Origin of the sequence: Seonamhaeicola aphaedonensis (genome assembly GCF_003386195.1) — a bacterium.
In the GTDB taxonomy this organism is placed as follows: Bacteria; Bacteroidota; Bacteroidia; order Flavobacteriales; family Flavobacteriaceae; genus Seonamhaeicola; species Seonamhaeicola aphaedonensis.
The window spans coordinates 86176-111082 of the sequence record NZ_QRDX01000002.1 but is presented as its reverse complement, the minus strand read 5'-3'; the positions used below and the strand labels follow the sequence as shown (position 1 = coordinate 111082).

13 protein-coding genes are annotated in these 24907 nt (G+C 34.7%); 3 read left to right on the top strand and 10 right to left on the bottom strand.

All coding sequences use genetic code 11. The annotated features are described in order from the left end of the window. Nucleotides 1–3 precede the first annotated feature (3 nt). A complete protein-coding gene (gene miaE, locus DFQ02_RS04205; protein WP_116039758.1) occupies nucleotides 4–585 on the top strand; it encodes a tRNA-(ms[2]io[6]A)-hydroxylase in 582 nt (193 codons plus the stop codon). Here miaE and DFQ02_RS04200 read toward each other — a convergent pair. From DFQ02_RS04200 to DFQ02_RS04155, 10 genes are all read right to left on the bottom strand, one after another. Continuing rightward, nucleotides 582–1112 (bottom strand): porin family protein, encoded by a 531-nt coding sequence (locus DFQ02_RS04200; RefSeq protein WP_116039757.1) that lies wholly within the window; start codon nucleotides 1110–1112, stop codon nucleotides 582–584. The two genes, miaE and DFQ02_RS04200, sit on opposite strands and share 4 nt — an antisense overlap. 98 nt (nucleotides 1113–1210) lie before the next feature. Continuing rightward, nucleotides 1211–2116 (bottom strand): Ppx/GppA phosphatase family protein, encoded by a 906-nt coding sequence (locus tag DFQ02_RS04195; protein WP_116039756.1) that lies wholly within the window; start codon nucleotides 2114–2116, stop codon nucleotides 1211–1213. Between the two features lies 1 nt (nucleotide 2117). Further along, the gene (gene ppk1 / locus DFQ02_RS04190; protein ID WP_116039755.1) at nucleotides 2118–4181 is read right to left on the bottom strand and encodes a polyphosphate kinase 1; all 2064 of its coding nucleotides are present in this window, start codon (nucleotides 4179–4181) and stop codon (nucleotides 2118–2120) included. A 119-nt stretch (nucleotides 4182–4300) separates the two neighbouring features. Next, nucleotides 4301–5293, bottom strand: coding sequence for a PorP/SprF family type IX secretion system membrane protein (locus DFQ02_RS04185; protein WP_449441383.1), 993 nt, complete (start codon nucleotides 5291–5293; stop codon nucleotides 4301–4303). A 15-nt stretch (nucleotides 5294–5308) separates the two neighbouring features. Further along, entirely contained in the window at nucleotides 5309–15010 is a 9702-nt protein-coding gene (locus tag DFQ02_RS04180; protein WP_116039753.1) for a T9SS type B sorting domain-containing protein, read from the bottom strand. Between the two features lie 367 nt (nucleotides 15011–15377). Beyond that, entirely contained in the window at nucleotides 15378–17828 is a 2451-nt protein-coding gene (locus tag DFQ02_RS04175; RefSeq protein ID WP_116039752.1) for a PorP/SprF family type IX secretion system membrane protein, read from the bottom strand. A 1-nt stretch (nucleotide 17829) separates the two neighbouring features. Next, entirely contained in the window at nucleotides 17830–19260 is a 1431-nt protein-coding gene (locus DFQ02_RS04170) for a T9SS type B sorting domain-containing protein (protein WP_116039751.1), read from the bottom strand. Between the two features lie 52 nt (nucleotides 19261–19312). Continuing rightward, a complete protein-coding gene (locus DFQ02_RS04165; RefSeq protein ID WP_116039750.1) occupies nucleotides 19313–20632 on the bottom strand; it encodes a hypothetical protein in 1320 nt (439 codons plus the stop codon). Between the two features lie 276 nt (nucleotides 20633–20908). Next, nucleotides 20909–21355 (bottom strand): hypothetical protein, encoded by a 447-nt coding sequence (locus tag DFQ02_RS04160; RefSeq protein WP_116039749.1) that lies wholly within the window; start codon nucleotides 21353–21355, stop codon nucleotides 20909–20911. A 199-nt stretch (nucleotides 21356–21554) separates the two neighbouring features. Further along, entirely contained in the window at nucleotides 21555–22046 is a 492-nt protein-coding gene (locus DFQ02_RS04155; protein WP_116039748.1) for a SixA phosphatase family protein, read from the bottom strand. A 297-nt stretch (nucleotides 22047–22343) separates the two neighbouring features. Here DFQ02_RS04155 and DFQ02_RS15130 point away from each other — a divergent pair, with 297 nt between their 5' ends. Together DFQ02_RS15130 and DFQ02_RS15125 are read left to right on the top strand one after the other, a co-directional pair. After that, the gene (locus tag DFQ02_RS15130; protein WP_181896346.1) at nucleotides 22344–22520 is read left to right on the top strand and encodes a hypothetical protein; all 177 of its coding nucleotides are present in this window, start codon (nucleotides 22344–22346) and stop codon (nucleotides 22518–22520) included. Next, nucleotides 22510–24907 (top strand): HYR domain-containing protein (locus DFQ02_RS15125; protein ID WP_116039747.1); only part of this gene is annotated, 2398 nt, incomplete at its 3' end. The genes DFQ02_RS15130 and DFQ02_RS15125, both read left to right, overlap by 11 nt.

Here is a 24907-nt window from a genome sequence, read left to right as displayed (position 1 = left end):
AAGATGCTAGGACTCAAATTACCAACAGACCCACGATGGGTGAATATTGTTGAAAAAAACATTGAGGAAATTTTAACCGATCATGCCTTTTGCGAGCAGAAGGCAACCAGTACCGCCATTTCATTAATTGTTAGTTTCCCTGAATATACAGAGTTAGTTCAAGAAATGGTGGCTTTGGTAAAAGAAGAAATCAGTCATTTCAAAATGGTTCATGATAAAATTTTAGAACGAGGCTGGGTTTTAGGTCGTGATAGAAAAGATGAGTATGTTGTACAACTCTTAAAATTCTTTCCAAAAGGAGGTAGTAGAACAACGCAATTAGTACATAGGTTACTTTATGCTGGTTTAATTGAAGCTAGAAGTTGTGAACGTTTCAGGTTACTTTCAGAAGCATTAGAAGACAAAGAATTAGCAGAGTTTTATAGAAAGTTAATGGTAAGCGAAGCTAATCACTATACCATGTTTTTAGGTTTTGCCAGAAAGTATGGAAATAAAAAAGAAGTTGATACCAAATGGCAACAACTTCTTGAATATGAAGCTAAAATCATGTCTAATCTAGGAAAAAAGGAGACAGTTCATGGTTAAAACTTATAACCAAATCCAAATTGAATATTTGTATTAGTAGCTTCAAAACTCTCAATATCGTCTAAAGCATTTACAAATCCATAGGTGTATCTAGCATCTAAAAATAATTGATGGGATACCTTAAATTCTATACCACCAACACCTGAATATGCGAAATTTCTAAATCCATCTTCGTATTCATGCACCTTAATTCCAACTTGAGGCCCAAGCCCTAGTCTTAGTTTTTCGCTAATCTTAAATTTGAAATATGCAGGAACTTGTATATAATCTATTCTAATAGATTCATCTTTCCCTCCTTCAGAAGAAAACTGAAGTTCAGGTACTAAAGCAACACCTTTAGATAGTCCAAATTCTCCAAAGAAACCAATCATAAAGCCATTTCTATGCTTATTACTAAAGGTAGCATCTGGTTCAAAATCCATATTTGAAATGTTTAAACCAGCACGAACACCAAATTTTGTTTCTTGGGAAAATCCATAAATGGTTGATAAACCAATAAATACGGCTAAGAGTAATGTTTTTTTCATAATTAATAGGTTTGGGTTTATTTAAATGCAAACATTCTTAAAGCGAAGATATATTTTTTAAACAAATTTGAAATATTTTAAAGGTAAAGTGCAGAATTTTACTGTGTATTACTAGAAACTGTATCAAAATATATACTTTTTATAATCCCATCTGCCAACCCTATTTTAGGCACATAAATGTTTTTTGATCCACTCCATTTCATTGCGGAAAGATAAATTCTCATGGCTGGAATAATAACATCTGCCCTATCTTGATTTAAATCTAACTCTGTTATCCTTTCCTCATATGAATAGGTTTGCAACGTGTTATAGTAAGATGTCATATAAAAATATGATAGTGGTTTCCCTAAGGGTTTACCCGAAATTTTGAATATTTTATTGATGTTTCCTCCAGAACCTAAAACTGATATTTTAGAATAATGCTTTGCATTATCTTCAATCCATTGTTGCAGTTCATGCCATGTTTCCTTTATAACCATATCATTGAGTAACCTAACAGTTCCTATTTTAAAAGATCTTGATATTATTTGGTTTCCTCTATGGATCACAGTAAATTCTGTACTACCTCCACCAACGTCCACATATAAGTATGTCTTTTCAGGATCGATGTATTTATTTAAATCTGTAGCTGCAATAATAGCTGCTTCTTCTTCTCCTCCTATTATATCAATATTAATACCTGCATGTTCTAAAACTTCATCAACAACGGCTTTGCCGTTTTTAGATTCTCTCATTGCAGAGGTTGCACAAGCTTTATATTTAACTACTTTATGCGATTGCATGAGTAGTTTAAATGCTAGCATGGTGTCAAGCATCCTTTTAATGTTTTCTTTTGAAATTCGCTGCTTTATAAAAACATCAGCACCTAAACGAATGGGAACCCTCACTAAAGAATTCTTTTTAAATCTTACTGGCTTACCTTTTTCTTCTATTACATTTGAAATTAATAACCTAACAGCATTAGATCCAATATCAATGGCAGCGTATTTTTTTATTGAAAGCATATTAATCTTTGAGCTTATCTAGATAATAATCATAGATGGCAATTTGTGATCTTACTTTACGATTATCGTCTGTTTTATATTCATTTTCATTGGAAGTATTAATTAACCGTGCTTTTACATTATCACTCCAACAAATATTGAATGTATCTATTACTTCCTGTTTAATTTCACGATCATATATTGGACAACTTACTTCTACCCTATTGTGTATGTTTCTGGTCATCCAATCTGCAGAAGATATATACACTTTTGCAGCTTCTCCTTTTCCAAATATATAAACTCTAGGATGTTCTAAAAATTTATCAACAACACTAATTACCTTAATATTCTCACTCATACCTTCTATACCGGGAATTAAACAACATATTCCTCGAATTATCATATCAATCTTTACACCAGCGTTACTAGCTTCATATAACTTATCAACCATAGCGTAATTTGATAAACTATTCATCTTAACTCTTATATAACCCTCTTCACCTTTATTACTTTTCTCAATCTCTTCATTTATCAGTTTAAAAAACCGTTTTTCAGTATAATGAGGAGATACAATTAAGTGCTTGTAGGAATAGACACGATAATTAGTCTCGAAGAAATTAAAAATCTTATTAAGCTCCTTTAAAATAGCTTGATTGTATGTGAATAGTGTGTAATCTGTGTATATTTTGGCAGTTGACTCATTGAAATTTCCCGTACTAATAAAACCATAGCGTTTAAGTTTGCCTCCTTCTTCACGCTCTATAACACACATTTTACTATGCACTTTTAATCCTGGAACCCCAAAGTGAAGATTAACACCTTCCTTTTTCATTTCTTCTGCATAGTGTATGTTAGCTTCCTCATCAAAGCGAGCTCTTAATTCAATAGATACCGTAACGGCTTTTCCATTAATGGCAGCATTCATTAAAGCACTGGCGACATGCGAAATTTCAGCTAATCTATAAATGGTGATTTTTATGGTTCTTACTTTAGGGTCTAAAGCCGCTTCCCTTAAAAATTTAACTATATAAGAAAAAGTATGATAAGGAGCATGAACCATATAGTCTTTTTGCTTAATTGCTTTGAAAAGACTAGTTTTTAAACTCAATCCTTTCACTTGTAAGGCCTCATTTCTATCATACATTAAATCGGTTCTACCCAGACTGGGAAAACTCATATAATCACGTTTATTATGATAACGCCCGCCAGGAATAATACTATCAGTGTTATCTACACCCATCATCTCCATTAAATGACGTAAAGTGTCTTCATCTATGGTTTTATCATAAACAAAACGAACCGGATCACCTACTTCTCTGTGTTTAACACTATCTGAAATCTTTTCAATAAAACTCTTACTTAAATCACTTTCAAAATCAAGTTCAGCATCTCTGGTAATTTTTACCATATGAGCTGAAATGGTTTCGTAATCAAAAATGCTGAAAATATCACTCAAACAATACCTAAGCAAATCATCATACATAATTATATAATTATTCCCGTTTTGCTTTGGAAGCACTATAAATCTACTAATTCCTTTAGGGATTTCGATGAGTGCGTATTGCTTGGCACCATCTTTCATCTGCATTTTCACTGCCAAATACGCTGCAGTATCTTTAAGATTGGGTAGTTGTACTAAATCATTTAATACTATGGTAACTAACTCAGAGCTTACATTCTGAAAAAAATAATTCTTAATAAAATCGTGTTGACTGCTATCTATTTCAGTTTCATTTATAACATAGATATTTTCTTCCTTAAGTCTATTATCTATTTCATCTAAAACTTCTATACTTTCTGCTTGTTGATCGATAACAATTTGAGTTATGATTTCAAGTAATTCAGTGGCTGGAATACCTCCTAACTGATTTTTACCTTCTTTACCTGCGTCTACAATTCGTTTAACAGTGGCGTATCTTACCTTAAAAAATTCATCTAAATTATTTGAAAATATTCCTAAAAACCTAAGCCTTTCAATTAAGGGAACATTCTCATCAGCTGCTTCTTGTAAAACTCTGGCATTAAACTGTAACCAACTTATTTCTCTATTTATGTACTTATCATTAACAGTTTCTGTGGCAATCATACTATTAGGATTAATATCCTAACAAATATATTCTATTTAAGATTAAAAATGAATTCAGCCTACTTTAAATTTGCCTCAAATATAGACCCAGAAATTTAGTGATTTTTTTAAGGAAAAATCTATTTCATATCACTGCGTGTTACACTTTGTGTACACGGACAATTGCTAATACCTTGCAAGAAGTCAATACCCACAGTAACCACATGTGTCCCAGAATTATAACCAGACAAATCATTTGTAGTCACCTGATAAGCATACCCAAAATAGAAAAGTGATTTTTTAAAACCAACCATAGGACCTATGTTTAGAGGTTTCAACAACTGGTCATTTAGAAAACGGTAAGAGATGCCTCCCCAGAAATAATCATCGTTTCTGTCGTATTTTCTAAACTTGAAGTTTATATCGGTAGCAGAACGCTTGTCACTGGTGAACATTTGATATAAAATAGAGGGTTCAAATTCTAAACGGTTCCTTTTATGAATAGTACCCCTAAAAGTATAACCAGAATATATCTGATAATTTAAAAGCAAATTAGGCTCAAAAATACGTTCTGATGAATCAAAATCCTTATCTAAAACATTATTTAAGTTTAAGCTTAAAAAGAACCCTTTAAGCCTATAAAGGGCCCCTATATCAAAGTTATGGTTGGTTGTTCTTCTATCGTCGGTTATATACGGATCTATGGTTGGGTTCTCATAAGTAGTATTAAAGTTATTAATATCTATTCGAAAATTATTAATGTTATATGAAAGACCAAACGATAAATACATTTTAGAATAATAATCTAACACCAAATGATGCGCAAAAGAAAACTTAGCACCTGTTTGAATAGTATTTCCATTTCTATCATTATACAACGATAATCCAACACCTGTTCTATCTGCTATCCTTACATCACCATATAAAGATTGGTTGTCTGGTGCGCCTTTTATACCAACCCATTGGGTTAACCCGTTCGCTCTAATTTTAACATTATCACCAATACCAGCATAAGTAGGTGAGATAACAAAATTATTATCTGCCAAATATTGTGTAAATACAGGTAAATTGAGCTCTTGAGCAAAACTACTTACTACAAAAACAAATAGTATATATGTGAGGGCTTTTTTAATCATAATCTTAAGTATTTACCTATATAGTGTAAAATGACCTACAAATTCTCTTTTATCTTTAGCATCATTAAGTTTAACCACATACCAATAATCTCCTGTTGGTAGTTCTTTTCCATTATAGGTACCATCCCATTTCTCATCTACACCAAGTGTGGCTATTTTACGACCATATCTATCAAAAATATCAAAGGTTAAGTTTCTATATTGCGTTGTGCATCCGGGTCCCCAACCACCATTTCTTGGCACAAAATAGTTTGTAATACATACATCTATAAATTCAAAATAACGAGATGCTGTAGCTATACAACCATTACTATCTGTAACAGTAACCGTGTATTCTCCCGATTCATAAATGATGAATGTTCCTGTATCTTTATAGGGTTCAAAATCGACCTCATTTACACGTTGAATCGCATATTCATAGTTCCCAGAACCACCACTAGCCTGTGCCAAAATTTCATTAATAGTGCCATCGCTTAAAGCAATTTCTAAAGGGTCATATTGAATAATATCAAAAAAGGCTACTTGTTCACAACCATTAGTATGCCGCACAGTGATGGATTGGTTCAAGCCTGCAGGTAGATCTATAAATATATTGTTAGTCTGGAAGTTTACACCATCTAATGAGTAATCTACTTCGGCAGGATCCACACTAGAATCTAGAATTACAGTCACGGCATTGCTAGAGGCGTCAGCTACATCTGTACAGTACTCGACCTCAACTGATGGATCTAATCTTACAGATTCAGGGAATGTTATATTCCATTCAGATTCACATCCTTGAGCATCTATCACATAAACTATATGGTCACCACCGTTTAATCCAGTAAAATCAAATATAGTCTGTGTTGGTGCGCCCATAGTATAAGCACCATTAATGTCATCTAAAGCTACACTATATGGTAAGCTTCCTCCTGAAATATCTATACTAAACTCCCCATTCATATCACCTTCACAAACCTCGGGCAATATAGAGTTTTGTACAATGCTCAAGATTACGGGAGCAGCTTCAACAACTTCAATATCTTCAAGTAAGACGTAACATCCTAATTCATCTTGAACTATAATATCGTAAAATCCTGAAGCCAATTCATCAAATAAAGGTTCATCAAAAAATTGATCCAATCTAGGCGTAATAGCATACTTAATAATACCTGTTCCACCAGAAGCCAAGACTTCAATAATTCCATCATTTTCACCATTACAAGTAATATCGGTTACCGTAAATTGTGCCACTAATGGTTCTGAAGGTTCTGTGATGATTACAGTAGCTGAAGTTACCTCACAATCAACACTTTCTACATGTACTTGGTAGGTTCCAATTGGTAAATCAGTAAAGACACCTGGACTGTTTTGTATGGCTCCAAGGATATCATTTCCAGAACCATCCTGTAAGGTATAAATATAATTTCCTAAACCACCCTGCGCCTCGGCTACGATAACACCTGTTGAATCTCCAGCACAGTTAACCGTTGCGTTGGTTATGTCCAGATTAATAGTCAATGGGTCTATTGGTTCTATAGTAATGCTATTAGAAACACTGGCCACACAACCATTAGCATCTCTTATGTAATATTCATAGGTTCCTGGACTTACAGGGAAGGTTATTGAGCTATTGAAAGAACCCAATACTGTTGTAAAAGTATCTGTATTACTATACTCATAGGTTCCTGTGCCTCCAGTTGCACTCAAGGTGAGTGTGGCATCATTTACGCAGGTTTGTGTGCTTGTAGCTACCAACGAAGCTATTATTTGTGTCGGCTCATCTATTACTACATCTGGTGTTGTATATGAACAGTTATAACCATCGGTTACTGTAACATTATAAGTTCCAGCACCCAATCCATTAAATACTGGTGACGTTTGTGGACCCGAAGTACTCACTGTTGGGGCAATCATATTCAGTGTATAACTATAATTACCACCTTGCCCTCCAGTAACATTATTTATGGTAATGGTAGCATTAGCATCTCCAAAACAGTTTAATAATGTTGGTGTAGCTAAGATTGTTGCATCTATGGGGGTTGGCAAATTAAGGGTTATATTTTCTGAAACGATACAGCCTCCAGCATCCATCACATTAACTATATAAGATCCAGCCGTAAGGTTTGTAAACGTTCCATTTGATGAATAGGGCACGGTTGCGGTTCCAGTTAATTCATATTGATAATCACCCCAACCACCACTGGCTATAGCCGTTATAGTACCTTGATTGTCATTACAGGTTACATTAGATGTTTCGGACAATGAAAGCATCAATGCCGTTATAGGTGAATCTATAGTAATCATATTTGTTGTAGTTGAACAGAACGGACTTGCTGTTTCTGTAATTTCAACATAATAACTACCAGCATTCATTCCGTTCACTACTTGAGGATTCGTAGATGTATTACCAGCCAAAACACCACTCACAGATACTCCTGAACTATTAAATACTTCATAATTATATGCTCCGGAATAACCATTTACACTAAACTCGAATGCACCATTGTTATCTCCAAAACAAGTTATTGCTGTTGTTGCTGTAGCTATTGCTTCTATAATATCAAAAGGAGCGATTGTCAATGCAGGAGTATCAATACTACATCCGGTATCTAAATCATTAACTTGGAAATAATAGGTTCCTGGGGCTGTAATAGTAAACGTATTTGAAACTTGAGACGTACCACTAGGCAATAGTTGATAGCTAAAATTACCCGAACCTCCTGTAACAGATATTGAAACCGTTCCTGTATTGTTACAATCTATTGGTGTGGCTATAGCTGCTGAAGCCATATTTAATGCTGGTAACGGGTTAATATTTACAGAACTTGATGCTGTACAACCATTAGCATCCCTTACATAGATATCAATGGTTTGAACACTGCCTGTATCTATGATATTAAATGTATTGGTAGTAAAATAGTTGATACCATCTATACTATAAGCAAATGGAGCAGTTCCTCCACTCTCGGTAATAGTAAGCGTTGATGTATTCACTGAGTTATCTGGTGCACAAGCAAAATCGGTTGCCAATCCCGAAACCCCTAATAGCAATGGTTCCCCAATAACAACAGGTTCCGTGGTTATACAATTTCTACCTGAAGTTACCGTAATATCATAAGTTCCAGCTGGCAAGCCTGTGAAAATATTCGAATTTTGTGCTCCCATGAGTACAGGTCCTGAAGTAATCTCATAAATGTATGGCGGATTATCATTACTTGCTGCTAAGTTTACAGTAATAGTACCATCGTTTCCTCCATTACAACTCACGTTGGTAGCAACAGGTGTAAATATAACTGGAGTTGCAGCATCCAAAATAACATCTATTTGGTCTGTACAAGCCGTTGTTGTATCAGCTATAGTTATGGTAAAAGTCCCACTTGGCAGACTATTAAATACATTAGATACTTGTGGTCCTGATAAAATAGGTCCTGAGGTGATTTCATAAGTGTAATTTCCAGAACCACCATAACCTGTTACGGTAATAATACCATCGTTATTGTTACAGGAAGGCAATGCTGATACCTGAGCATTAATTTGTATGGGCGGATAAATAGTGATTGAATCTGTTGCCGTACAACCATTTCCGTCACGAATAGTTACGGTATAGGTACCCGGAGTTGAAACTATAAAGGTAGTGCTTGATTGGAAATTTACACCATCAATACTGTAAGTAACAGGTGTTACTTCGCCTCCACCGGGTACAGCGGTAAAAGTATAAGAACCACCATATGAAGTACATTGGTCGTCTGCTATAGCAGGTACTGTTACTGTTGGTAATGTATCATCTGTAATTGTAACATCAAGTGGTAGAGCAATGTTACATCCATTTAAATCGCGCACATAAACATCCCAATCGTTACTTGCTGTTGGATCTAAGAAAGCTAAGCTACTTGACGTCCAATCACCTGCACTGGGTATAGTACCATCAACTACAAAAGCATATTCATAAGGGGGTGTACCACCACCAGCGTTTACAGCAACTTGTGCATCTTGGTTACAGTTAGCATTTATGTTGGTCACCTCGGCAAGTATTAACTCTGTTGGTTCTTTAATTTGGAAATTCACAATCGCTGTACATTGCGTTGAGCCTAGATCCGTTTCAGAAACTAACAAGTAGTAATCTCCTGGAGCCAGTCCAGATACACTGTCACTATAATTTGCACCTCCTAAACCAAGAACACTTCCAGTAATTCCAGTAGTGGTATTGGTCAGGTTTTCGAATACTTCCCAAGTCAAGTCTGCACCATCATAGCCTGTAACTGTAAAATCAAAACTACCATTATTTAAAGCTGGTAATTCATAACAGGTAACATCTGTAGGTGTTCCCGTTACTGCTATAGAAGATGGACTTGGAATGGCGGGTACTTGTTCTATATAAGTACATCCAGTACTAGTGTCTAATACTTCAAAAACATAGCTTACATCAAACAATAAACCAGAAAACTGGTGGTTCCTTTCGTTAGGCGAAACATTAGAAACTGGCAATCCATTAGGCGTAACGCCATCAGTCGGACTGAAAGTTGTAGTACCATCATAAATACGAACTCTAAAAGGCCCTGTACCATTAATAATTTCTATATTATAAGAAACACCAGCTATACAGGTTCCTCCCGCACTGGTGTTGATATCCAAATTATCTACATCAGAAGCTACCAAATAAGGGCCGAAGTTATACTCGCAGCCATTACCATCTATAATTCTTAAATAATAGCTCCCAAAAGTTAAATCATTAAATATAACATTGTCATTTGGTGTAGGTCCAAATGGATTCGTTGAAGACGTAGTAGCTACTGCTCCAGAACTATTTAAAAGCGTATAAGTATAATTAGGTACACCTCCAGTTATATTCAAAATCTGAATAGCACCAAGTACATTACCTCCAACACCACATGTAATAGGTGTAATTATTTCTGACCCTAATGTAATAGCATTGGGTTCATTAACCGTTACTGAACCATTAAACACACAACTATTAGCATCTTGTACAATATAATTGTATGATCCAGTAGTTAGTCCGTTATATACAGTTTGTGAAGTAAAACCTGAACCATTAAAACTTACTAAATAAGGTGGCACTCCTAGCGTTTCATCAATATCAATAGATACAATACCACTGGCATCTCCGTTACAGAATACATCCGTGGCTGTAGCTATAGCAGATGGATTTGTAATAGGTTGTATAGTCACCACATTGGTTAACGCCACACAGCCTAAAGCATCAGTAACTCTGTATTGATAATCTCCTATTTGTGTATTATTATAGACATATGTTGGATTTCCCGTAACTGAAAATGCACCTCCGTTAAATGACATTTCATAAGTATATGGTGCTGTACCCCCTGAAACCGAAACGTCAACTTCTGCGTCTGGGTTTACTGTACAATCCAATCCTTTGATTAAACTAGCCGAAGCAGTTATTTGATCTGCAATAGTTTCTGTAGGCAAGGCAAAAGTACAGCCAAAAGCATCTCTAACCGTAATATCGTAAGTACCAGGTATTAAGTTTGAAAAAATGGGACTTGATTGGTACACGCTTCCATTAATACTATACTCATAAGGCGGATTACCCCCTGAAGCACTTACTTCAAAGGAAGAAGCATTCGTCCCATCAAAACAGTAATCGGCGTTGATTATTGTTGCAGTTGGATTACTTGGAGAGCTTAAATTAAAAGTCGTTGTAACAGTACAACTATTGGCATCGGTAACCGTGATCGTATAAATTCCTGATTGGGTTAGTCCTCCAAACATAATGCTTCCCTGAGGTCCTAAAACAGTACTATCAGGTTGTTCCAGTTCATAACTATAACTACCCCAACCACCTGATGCATTTATTATTACACTACCATCAGCGTTACAAGTAATTGGCGATTCTGTTGCTGAAACTATTAATGCAGATGGTGGTCCACTTATGCTTAATGTATCTGTTGCTGTACAATTTGTGGTTGTATCTGTGATAACTATGACATAATTACCTGAAGCCAATCCGCTTAAACTAATTGGTGAAGCTCCCGCTGTAGATGCTCCTCCATTTATAGTATAGGTGAACCCTGATGTTCCCGAAACCGTAAATTGAGCTGAGCCATCTGAGGCTCCAAAACAAGTGACATTACTTAAAGCTTGTCCCACTACTGTTAATGCTGGTAATGGATCGATAGTAAAGCTTTCACTATAAGTACAATCATTGGCATCTCTTATCTGGAAGGTATAAGTACCTGGTGCCAATCCAGTAAATATATTTGAGGACTGGTAAGCTGTTGCTAATCCTGATGGCGCCATGATTTGGTACTCTAAAGGCGCTGTACCTCCTATTATACTTGTGATGGTCACATCTGAAGTGTTTGACGGACAAGTTAAAGGTGTACTACTAAAAGCCATATCGGTTGGCGGATCTAAAGCATCAATTGTAATAGGAGCTAATGCTGAAGAACAACCACTGGCGTCTCTTACAGTAACTGTATAAGTTCCATTAGTTAATCCAGAGAATGTATTTCCTACTTGAAAGTTTACCCCATCTATACTATATTCATACGGTGACGTTCCTCCTGTTACACCCGATATCGTAATCACCCCACTCGTGGTACAAGTTAACGGTGTTGTTAATGTAGCCGTTCCTGTTATTGGGGCTTGCGTAGTTATGGTGATAGTTTGTGCTACAGTGGCACATATATCAGTGTCATAAGAATATTGTACTACGACATCATAACTACCAGCAGAAAGCCCTGAAAATACATTTGAGCTCACAAAAGTAGTTCCCCCATCAATACTATACATCAAACCATTACCATTGGCATTGACTACATTTACAGTTATTGAACCACTATTTGGGTCATCGGCACACAAGATGTTATTTTGGTTAATATTAAATTCTGGAGGTAAAATCTCATCAACAGTAATTGATGTTGAAGCTTCACACCCATTGAAATCTATAACCGTAATGTTGTATGTTCCAGCTGTTGTAACTATATATTCTGGATAATCTTGGGACACCGTTGTACTATTGATAAAATAGTTATAAGGTGGTGTACCGCCAACCGGATAAATGGTTATTTCACCATCGGTACAGGTTAAAGGTTGAGTTAAAGCAGCTGTTACAGTAATTACTGGAGGACTAATTATGTCGATATCACCAGTAAAAATACAACCATCATCAGTAGTTACCGTATATGTATATGTTCCTGGATTTAGATCTGCAAATGTGTAATTACTATCCATAATAGGGCCTACACTATTAACTAAAGTACCTCCTTGAGATAGACTATAATAATATTGTGGAAGCGCATCGTTTACTTGTAATTGAATACTGCCTTTATCCCCATTACAATCGGGCTGAGTAACTACTGTAGTTAAGTTGGCATCACGTTGTCTCACATATATGCTAGGTGTTTGAAAAGTACATGGAAACGAGTCGGCTACAGTTTGTTGAATGTAAACTGTATAATACCCAGGTGTATTTACGGCAAACGTATTGGATGATTGATATGTACCATTAGGATCCAAGCTATATTCATAGCCAGAAGGCACACCGCCAACGGTTACACTTCCTAGTGTTGTACAAATAATATCTTCAGCAGATATGGTTGGGTTTAATAAGTTTTGGTACACATTAAAATAGAAAACACTAAAACAACCACCTGGATAAGTAATAACTAACCTAAACTCGCCTGCTGCATTTGCTGTATAATCTGGCCCAGTTGCTACTTGACTCCATGTACAGGCATCATTTTCATTAGCACAATCATCTATTGTCATTGCAGGGCAGCTATTTTCATCTAATTGCTCCCATACTATTGATGCCGCATCACTAATTCCTGTATTTATTGTTCTTGTTTCATTAGCTCCACACAAGAAAATGTATGGTAATTGTTTCCCGTCATTAGGACAAGTAACAACTTGATCTGCATAGGGAATAACTGGGTTAGTTTGTGTGGTTCCATAAAGAGCTACCGTTATAGCTTCTTGAATAGAAATACAGGTTGAAGTTGTTGTATTGGTTACGTAGTAAGTTCCCACTTCAGTAGCCGTATAGGTTTGCCCTGTACCTATTACAGGTGTTCCAGTTGGACTGGTAGACCACGAATAGTTATCATATCCAGAAGCTGCTGTTAAAACAACACTAGATCCACATAATATTTCAGTTCTTGTAAAATCACAATCGGATATATCTACAATAAAGTTTGTAGACCCCGGAACTCCTAAGCACTCTACCGTAGCAAAGCTTCCTTCTTCTTCAATTATAGTTGGGTTAATCACTCCTCTATAAGTTGCAAAAGCTTGGTTCATAATTTCATTAGAACAAGCTTGACTTAAATCATAACAGTTTGGTACCACCTGAACAGCCAAACGAATAACAAAAGCAGGATCATCAACTTCAACCGACTGATCTGGGATGCTAAAAATTAGTGTTCTTGTTACTGGATCCCAAGATTGCAATGTTGCTCCTCCTGCATTGGTTAAATCTATATCGGTAGTTGGATCGAAAACAATATTATCTGGCAGTACATCTTTAATAGTAAACTCGGTAACATTATCATTACCTACACTTTGATAAGTTATTTCATAGAATAATTGGTCTCCTAAATACACATCATCTCCATCAATATCATCTCCAGAAGTATCTAATACTACCTTGGTTAAATGAATATCTGGAGCAATGATATCTACTGCAAATGCCCCTAGAAAAGCAAATATTGGGTCTGCCTGCCCTCTAGCTACTTGTAATCTAAAATCGGCTGAGGTATCTCCATTCTTAATAAACTCGGGCTCCGAATTAAGTATTTCCAAAAACCCTGTATCATATCCTAAAGTATTATCACTGTATGGGACTCTTGGGTGAGACACTCCATTTTCATTTTCTATTACGGAGCCAAAAAACTTATTGGCTGATCTTAATGGTGTGGTCACCTCTTTACCATTAATTTCCAACTTAGTGGCTCGTTTTGTTCTATCACCATCCAAAGCAGCATAAGCAAATTGCAAATCAATATTTCCAGCAGGAGGTGTAGCAAAGCCTGTCACAGGAACCGTTTCTTGGTGCCCATTATATATATGGCTAAATCCATCAAAAATATTAAATGATTTTGTATGCAGGTTAGGATCCTCATAAATGACGATTAAGGTCCACCCTGCTGCTAGACCTGTTGAATTGTTTAAACCTAAACTAGATGTCACATTTGCAACGGTATAAGTTCCCTCTACATTAGAAAGTCCTGTCAACAAATCAGTTACTTCAGCATAACAAGCATAAGGTGTATTTCCTGGTTCACCAGTTTCTGCTATAATGGGACTGGCTATGGCATCATAAATAATTTCACCAGTAATATCGGTATAATTAGTACTTCCAGGTAATTTAAATTTGACTTGATTTATATCTGACCTACTACCACTCTGTAATATAGCCCCCCAGTACAACCCAGCGTATGCAACCCTATAACATGTTGTTGCACTACCATCTGGTTGTAAATGTAGTGACAGATCTGCACTACTTGAACTAAAGGTAGAGGCATCACTATCAATATCAATATATTGCATAGAAATATCCTGATTGTCTTTAGTAAGGTCATTAAAATCATTATTACTTTCTCCAAGCGTAGCATTACCCACTACAAGCATACTACCTCGTACTTCCACATTTTTTCTCAGGGAAAAAGGCTCGTAAGTTTGGGCAGACAACTGAATACCAAACAAAAGAAGTATAACAACAAGTCTATAGCTTACATAAGTAGTTTTTTTCATGCTAATTTTTTTATTTTATTCCCTTTTATTGAGGCTACAAAAGGAAATACACTTTGTTATATTCTTATAAAATTTAGTTGAATATGCATGTATATTTTGCTGAAATAGGTCATTCAACCTTAATAAACAGCATTTAAACGAGGTAAATATCGTGTTTTTTTTTATAACTAAGAAGTAAATTTACATATTTTAATGCTTTTCATCGATATTTTAATGCTTTTAAGCGCTTCATGATGTTTTATTTGTAATATATATATTACAATATGGGTTTGTTTATAAAGTTAACTTATTTAACATTCACCTTATGATATAAAAAAATCGAGTAGAAACTCTACTCGATTTTAAAATATTCATACTATAGTAAAAATTAATTTTCTATTTTAACAATGGACATATTACCATTATACGGTTTATCTCCTTTAGCTTCTAAAGCATTTTTTGCTCCATCTATGTAATCAAACTTCTCGTAGTATATAAAATACTTGTTTGAATTCACATCAAAGAAAAAGTTAATATTGAGCTGACCTGCTGCAACCGCTTTTCTCAAAAATTCATCTCTTTTTTCTTCTGAATCATGAACCGCAATAACCATATAAAATCCGTTTTCCTCATTACTAACATCCTTAATAATTTTAATACTATCACTTTGCTCTTCACCAAAATCAAAATCTTCTTCACTTAATGGTTCATTACTAGGATCTGTAAACTTCTTAATTTGTTCTAGAGCAACTCTATCTTTTTCATATCTATCTTGCTGATTTTGATAGGCAGCTCGTTTAATTCTGCGTTTTCTTTCAATCTCGGTAGCTTTATTGATTGTTTCTAAATTAGCAACCAAGTTTTCCTTAATTCTTATGGTTTTTAATCGCTCTGCCTTTAATTCCTCAATAGTTTTCAAATAACTAGCAGATAAAGGATCTAATTTATCTCGCTTCTTTCCTTTTCGTTTAATAAGAACAGCTTCCAACTCCTGAATTTTGATTTCCTGTTCTTCAATGACCTTATCTATTTCGTTTTTAATAGACTCTATTTCAGAATTTTCAGCACTAATACTCTTAAATGGTTTAGGCGCCACATAAATTCCTTGTTCACTTAAATCATTTTCCTCTTTTAAATCATCTAAATCTTGTTGTTTGATGTTAACTTTATCAGATAACCTATCAATCAACAAATTTTGTATATTTTTTGATGCTTCAGCCATTTGATTTAAATCATTAATTGACTTAAGAGTTTCATCATCTATTTCTGGCTGCTGTAAACTATCCTTCTTAATAACTTGCGCTTCTAATTGAGAAGTGGCCTCTACCTCTTCTCGCTTAACCTGCTCTAAGGCTTCTTTTTCCGCCTGTAATCTTTCTGCTTCTAATCGTGCTTTTTCTTCCTCTGCTGCTTTAATTCTTTCGGCCTCAAGCCTTGCAGCTGCTTCGGCTTTATGTTTTTCTTCCTCTAGTCTAGCTTTCTCTTTAGCTTCAGCTTCTAAACGTGCTTCTTCTCTTGCCTTAGCTTCTGCTTCTTTTTTACGCTTTAGAGCAAGCGCTCTGGCTTTGGCTTCAGCTTCGCGTTTTTCTTGTAACTCTATTGCTGCTTGCGCTTTAGCTTCTTCTGCAAGCTTTATCCTATTTGCTTCTTCTTGTGCTATTCTTTCTGCTTCACGCTTAGCGGCCTCTTCTACTTTTCGATTCTCTTCTTCTAAATTAGCCACATCTACTGGATCAACGTCATTATTTTCTAATTCATCATCTTTAATAGGTGTACTACTTTCTTTCTCCTGTTTAACTCTTCTCGACTTTAATCCACCTGGAGTAGCTGATCCTGTTTTTTTAGTTGGATTTTTACTAGCAAGAACTCGCCTTACTTTTCTTGAAGATGTGAAAACAGATTTTTCTTCATCATCCCCACTATAATTAAATCTTTGGTTCTTAAATCTATATGCCAATGTAACTTCATGTGAACTACCAAACTCAACTAAATCCCCCATAGATTGCTCATAATTATATTCTATGGCAATTTGTTCGCTTATATTAATACCAACTCCTACAGAGGCTCCATATAATGTATTATATCCTATTTGACCCCAAAGTCCCTTTGGAATTGACAACATAGCTAATCCAGATAAGACTGTTTTATCTTTTCTGAATTCAGACCTAAATAGACTGGAAAATTTGCTTTCATCAAAAAAACCTCTACTATTCACATAGCCCGTATACATAATATGAGCCTGTAAACTCTGAGCAGGGTTTTCTTCTATTAACTTTGAACTATTCAAATTATAAGAAACTAAATTATTTACCGAAAAGCCAAAGTCAAAAAAACCAGTACCATAATTAATACCTGGGTTTAGGGTTAACAAAAAGTTTTTTGGTATATTTTGAAGCGTTGGGTCAGGTTCATTTATAATGACGTTTCCTTCATTAATACCACTTTGATACGCACCTACATTAAGCCCGAAAGTTAAATTACTCTCTCTATTAAGTGACACATTGTAAGCAAAATTTAAAATACCACCAAAGGTCGTTTGTACACCATAGTCTTGTTGAAAAAGACTTACTCCCAGTCCTATATTTTCACTAAACCGTCCAGAATAACCAAATAAAAAAGTCTGTGGTGCATTATCAAATTGGACCCATTGTCTTTTATTTGTAAAAGTTATATACCTGTTTTGTTCTCTAACAAAACTAAAGGTAGGATTTACAGCATGTCTGTTAAACTTCAAAGAATTTCTTACAGGTAGGTCTAATGCAACAACACCATTCTCTTGAGAATGGCTGATTTGTAGCGTATATAAAAATAGTATACAATATAGCAGGTATTTATGCATGTTATTTAACAACTGTAATAGATCCTTTACGTGTTTTATTATTTGGGGTTGTTATTATATAATAATACACTGGGTTTACATCTTTAAAACTTATATTTTCTGGCCAGTTATTTTGATAATCGTTAGTGTTTAAAACTATTTTTCCCTGCTCGCTTACTATCATAACCTGAGCACCCGATCCACTTACATACTCTTGCGGAATTATCCAGGTATCATTTATACCATCTCCATTAGGGCTAATTAAGTTTGGAATTTTAGAAACATTAGGAAAAGGTTCTGTAACTCTAAACAAAAATTCTTTAGAAGACAAACACCCAACCGTTTGATTAATGTTTACCTTATAATTTCCAGCACTATTAATTTCATAACTGCTAGATGTAGCTCCTGAAATTTCTGAACCATTTATATACCATTTATATATTGGTGTATTTGCATTAGTGGTTACTGTAGCTACTAAAGTTTGACCCTCCTCTAACATATTTACATCATCTACATCTATACTGCTGGTAAAACCAGTATTTTCCAGATCTATAGTAGCACTTGCTGTACAATTTCCTAAATCTATATTAACTGAATAAGTACCAGCTTCATTGGTTTCTATCATTTGGCCAGTAGCTCCAACAATTCTTTCACCATCTTTAAACCATTCATAACTGTCTCCTGCTATTGTACTTAAAGTTGTTGGGCCGTCTTCTTGACAATATGGATTACCCAAAAGTGAATTTATAGCTGTTGTTGTTTCCCCACTTGAAGCTTCGCTTACAGTCACTCTATTTGAAAAGGAATCTGATGTGCAGGTTCCGTAATTAGTCTCTACAAAATAAGTACCCGATTCGGTAACTTCTAATGTATCTCCAGAGGATATGAAAACAGATGCCGAAGGACCTGTTTCTTTATACCAATTAAATGTTAATGAGGGATACTGTAACGGTGAATCATTCATAGCATCTCCAGGATTATCAATAGTTAACATATAACTTCCACCAGAACAAAACACTGCGGTTTCAATTAAATTATTGATTGTAAATGGTGAATCTTGAATCTTGTAGTAAGCTGCAAAAACATCTGAGCCACTACTAGTTGCAATAGGCGACGTACTTTTAATTCTTACTCTATAGGCTTCACCAGCTGTGTCTATTGGCAAAGAAAAACTTAAGGTTGCTGGTGAACTTGTAACACTTCCAGCCGTTGTTGTAAAAACAATTTCAGCATTAGTGAAATCTCCTGTTTCATCAGAAAGCTCAACAATAAATTGATTAGACCCTGTTAAAGCTGTATCTGGTGAAAAAGAAAAAGTAACATTGTAGGTATTAAATGAAGAACTAGCACAAGCCTGAGTAAAACCCAAATTTGGTTTACTAATAACTATTTGTGCTTGTATTAATGAAAATGAGAGCACACCAAAAAGTAATAAGGTAATATTCTTCTTCATAAGTAGGTTTTTTTATTACTATGTAATACACTCTAAAACAACTAACTATTATCTAATCCTCATCAACCTCAGGTTTATTAATAGCAATTATTTTATTAATTCTTAGCCTGTAATCTGGTCTTCTCTGGTTTTCAATATCTATAAAAGTCTCTTTATTACTACTTTTAGAGTAAACATTAAAGAAAGCAGCATTTCCATACCAATTCTCTAAATCATCATTATTATTGTTATAAGCAGTAAAAATATTGCCGTTACAGTTATTGAAATACATATCTGTGAACTTAATTTTTTCAAGATTTCCTTGATTGATTGATATTCTATCATCTAGTATAACGGCAGGATTAAATCCAGAAATAACACTTTTGTTCATATCTAAAGCAGCATCTTGCCCCACATAAACACCCTCTTTAACTAATCCTTTTTCAATATCTTCCTCTAAATTTTCTGTGTCGTTAAAAATTGTAATGTTTTTAGCCACCACAAATGTAGATTTTTTGGAAAAGTCAACTTCTTCTCTTTTATCATAAGACAACACTTTCAGGCAACGAGAACCTTCACTACTTGAAATATAAGGAGACCTAATAGCTAGAGAATTATTTAACCTACATTGGGTTCCATAATTAAATTTAAAGTCGTTACTATTAGCTTTATAAGATACTGCCTGATTTAGAGTAATATCTCCACCCCAAATCTCAAAAGCATCACCAGCAGTATAGGTTACCATAATATTTTCTAAAATAGTTTCAGACCCTATACCTGCTAAAAGTAAACCGTTAAAATACCCTGCTCCTCTAACTCTTTTTCCTGAGTATTCAATTCTTACATATTTAAGAATACCCGAGCTACTTTCTGAATTATTACCCCCATAATTAGTATTTACGTAATTTTCAGGCTGTAGTTTACTATGAAAGCTTGCTACAGATCCGTTACCAAATTTATTTAAAGGCGCATCACCCAAAAGAATAAGTCCTCCCCAGTCACCTGCCTTCTTAACACTTTTATTGGACGAAAAGATTATGGGGTCTGTTTCTGTGCCTTCAGCAACTATTTTAGATCCTTTTGAAATTGTTAAAGAAGCTTTAGTATCATAATCTCCCAAGATTACCGTGCCTGGTTCAATATACAGTGTTGATTCATTTGTAACGAACACACTACCTATAAGCAGATACGTATCTCTTTTATATAGCTTGGTATCTTTGGTTATATTACCTGTTATAATTTGAGTTGGCTCTCTATAATATTCTTTACCAGGTTGAAACTCTGTCCAATTATTCAACCAATTGGTAGCTCCTATAATGCCTTTTTCCTGTTGAGCAAAAAGGTTTACAGAAACTAAAAGTAACATCCATATTAGTACATTAAGCTGTTTCATAATCAAGTATTTATGATTTCAGTAGAAATGGTTTATCAATTAATTTTTCAAATATAAAACTAATTCCACGAAATACCAAATAAATCGATAAAAGGTTTAATTTATGTAATATTTTTCATATTTTATCGACAAAATACTTTTTAATAAGATTAAATATAATTGGTTAATCTTTCAACATAATGGTTTATTTAAGTCACAAAAAAATATACCACCAACATGAAAGCAAAAAAAAGGAGCTCCTAAAGAGCTCCTTAATAAAAGTATATTTTGAAATTACTAATGAAATTCACTGTATTCATGAAGTGATTTTAGTGTATCTTCGTAAAATAAAATAGCAGAGACTAAGTCATCGGTATCTGAATAGGGTAATATTCGTTGCTGAAACACCTTATTCTTTTCTATAAAATCATCAGTCGCTTCAAATTGTTCATCTAAAATTTTTCTATTGTCATTATCATTCGGAATACCTAAAGTAGACATCGTAATTCCTGGTTTAGTAGCAAAAGCGATGTAAGGCATTAGCTGCACTAAACTTTCAATTCTTTCAATATACAATACCAGTAACTCACCTTTTTGCTTTCTATCTAATTCATCTTTGCTATGATATTTCTTAATAGCCACTTTATCATTAATGATACTTTTTGGTTGTTTCTTTTTTTGAGCAAAACTAAGCCCAGTAACTAGGAAAAGACAAAAACCAAGTAGGAATATTTTTGTTTTCATAAAAATAGATTTGAGGTTCAGTGCGCTAATTTATACATTTTATCGTTAAAAACAATCGTTTTATCGATTTATTTGATATTTTTTTATTTTATGTAAGAAATAACACCTTTTTAAACTTAATGTATTTGAATAAAGTAGGAAGTCACAAAACACATATGTAACTTGAAAAACCAAGTATGAATAATATATTTAAACTCTGTTACCCCTTTAAGTCTCTTGGAAATAACTTCCTAATCGTCTTTCCTTTATTGAGCTCATTCCAACTATGGATATCAAACTCAATAGTAACCACGCCACAGGTAGGCACATTGTTTATATAATCATTGCCATAAGTATTCACAAAGGCCGTAATGGCATGATTATGTCCAAAAATTAATAAATTTTGCATTTCATCATCACAGTTTTTAATGACTTCTACCAAATCGTTTCCTGAAAAATCATACAATTTGTATTTTAACTCTATTCGCTCTTTATCAATTCTAAAGTTATCCATAAAAATATTAGCTGTGGTCCTAGCTCTTACAGCATCACTTGATAAAATTTTATCAAATTTTAGATCATTGGTCTGCGATAAATAGCTTGAAACCAGTACCGCATCTTTATACCCTCTACTGTTCAATGGCCGTTCATGATCTATAACATCATGCTCCCATGAAGACTTGGCATGTCTTATTAAGGTTAATTTTCTCATAGTTATTGGATAAAATGTTGTTTTTTATCGATTAAATGTTGTTTTTTTCGATAAAAAGAACTTTATTTGCTTATTGTAATTGTAAAATTACGACTTTAATTAACCAAAATTCAATTAATTATGGATTATAAAAACCTTAGTAAGAGGTATTATTAAATGTTCAAGTCGTTAAATCATACAGTTAATCCGATTAAACGAGTCTAAAAAACTCTTTGTCGACTTTTTGAGTGATTTAACATGTTTTTTTGAATAAATTAAGACATATATGTTGCTTTGTTATAGCTATTAACTGAAATCATGACCCCAAATCTAAATTTCACTACAAAAGTCTTTAATGCCCTTGTTGGCATTATTCCCTCATTACTTTTTTTAAGAAGCAAAGCATGGTTGCCTAACAACATTGTTGTGCATCCTATTTATATATCTAAAAATCTTGCTAAAGTCAATACAAATCTACAAGCTTATGAAAACTAATACTTATAGTCTAATTGCAATTATCCGCAGTAAAACGATATTATTGTTTGCGATATCTTTTTTATTAGCAGGAATTTCTGAGGTAAATGCTCAGTGTACTGTACCAAATAATATGACAGGTGCCCAATTAGTTACTTTTGTTACTACAAATGCAGCGACGTGTGATGGTACTGTTATTATCCCTAATGGTATTGATATATTTATAAGTGTTGATACCACTATACCTTCTAGCATAGATAGAGTTATTATAGAAGATGGTGGTCAAATTATTTGGACTGCAAACGCCACATTAACTTTAGCCCCAAATACCGCAATTGTTATTGAAAACACTACAGACCTTAATACCAGTAATGGTACTGCAGCTTTGTCTACTATAGGACCTTGTAATAACAATAAAAGGATAAATATTGGTACAGTTGAATATACGGCTTGTACTGGAGGAGGAAATGTATGTATTATCTTTAGTGAAGTAGTAGCTGCAGGAGGTACCATACAGATTGATCCAAACATTGATATTGATCCAGGTCTTGGAGAGAATCAGTTTTGTTTTGAACCTACCTTTGTCGATTTGGAATTAAATGGGTTTGTTGAAGGCACTCCTACTTATTTATGGACAGTAGTTTCTTCCCCTTCTGGGGCAACAGTTGATTTTGCCCCAAGTAATACTGTTGAAGATCCTACTATTACAGTTTCAGAACCTGGTCAATATGAGTTTAATGTTGCTGTTACAGTATCCTTGAGTGATGAATGTACAAGCACATTTATTACCGTTGATGCTGATATTGAAATGGAGTTTATTGCCGGTGTAACTGGAACTTTAATGACTGTTGAGCCTGATAGCGATGGATGTAGTTTAACGGTTGATTTTACGGGATCATCAAGTGGTGGGCTTAACACGGAATATGATTGGAATTTTGGAGATGGTAATAGTGTTGATAATATTCAAAATCCATCTCATATTTATGCACAAGATGGAACCTACACTGTAACACTTACTATATATGATCCTGACGCTATTATGGGATGTAATAGTGTTACTGTTTCGGACGATATTACAATTACAGACACTGCACCAACTATTACTTGTCCTCCTACTGTTAATGTGAGTGCTGATAATGGCTTCTGTTATGCGTCTAATGTTGCCCTTGGTGATCCAACCGTGGGTGACGATTGTGACACAAATGATTTAACAATTACCAAAAATATTCCCGATAACTTTCAATTCCCTGTTGGCTCAACTACTGTAACATGGACTGTTGAAGATGCTTCGGGTAATACTGCTACTTGTGATCAAACGGTTACCGTTACTGATAGCGAAAACCCTACCATTACTTGTGCAACTCTTGATGCTTCCTATGATACTGACAATGGGGTTTGTACTTTTACAGTTCCTGACGCTAGTTTAAATCCAACTAGTGCTTTAGATAATTGTGGTGTTGCATCTGTAATCAATGACTATAATAATGGTTCAACTCTTAACGGTGCTGTTTTCCCGTTAGGAACTACTCCTGTTGTTTGGACCATTACGGATGGTAGCGGAAATAAAGCTTCTTGTAGCATTAACGTTGTTGTTGAAGATAATGAAAACCCTACGATTACTTGTGCAACTCCTGATGCTTCTTATGATACTGATAATGGGGTTTGTACTTTTACAGTTCCTGATGCTAGTTTAAATCCAACTAGTGCTTTAGATAATTGTGGTGTTGCATCTGTAATCAATGACTATAATAATGGTTCAACTCTGAACGGCGCTGTTTTCCAATTAGGTACTACAACAGTTATTTGGACTGTTACCGATGGCTCTGGAAATAAAGCTTCTTGTAGTATTGATGTCGTGGTTACCGATAACCAAGCACCTGTATTCGATTGTGACTTATTGTCTCAAATAGATTTTAACTCCGATTCAGATACCGTATGTTCTAACAGTACGGATGTATCGGTGCCTCAGGCTAATGATAATTGTGATGGTACTATAAACGCTGTTGGTACTAGAAGTGACAACGCTGCGCTTAATGACCCTTGGCCATTAGGTACGACTACCATTACTTGGACGTTTACAGATACTGCTGGTAATGATACTGTATGTACACAAGATGTCGTGGTTACTGATAACCAAGCACCTGTATTCGATTGTGACTCATTGTCTCAAATAGATTTTAACTCCGATTCAGACACTGTATGTTCTAACAGTACGGATGTATCGGTGCCTCAGGCTAATGATAATTGTGATGGTACTATAAACGCTGTTGGTACTAGAAGTGACAACGCTGCGCTTAATGACCCTTGGCCATTAGGTACGACTACCATTACTTGGACGTTTACAGATACTGCTGGTAATGATACTGTATGTACACAAGATGTCGTGGTTACTGATAACCAAGCACCTT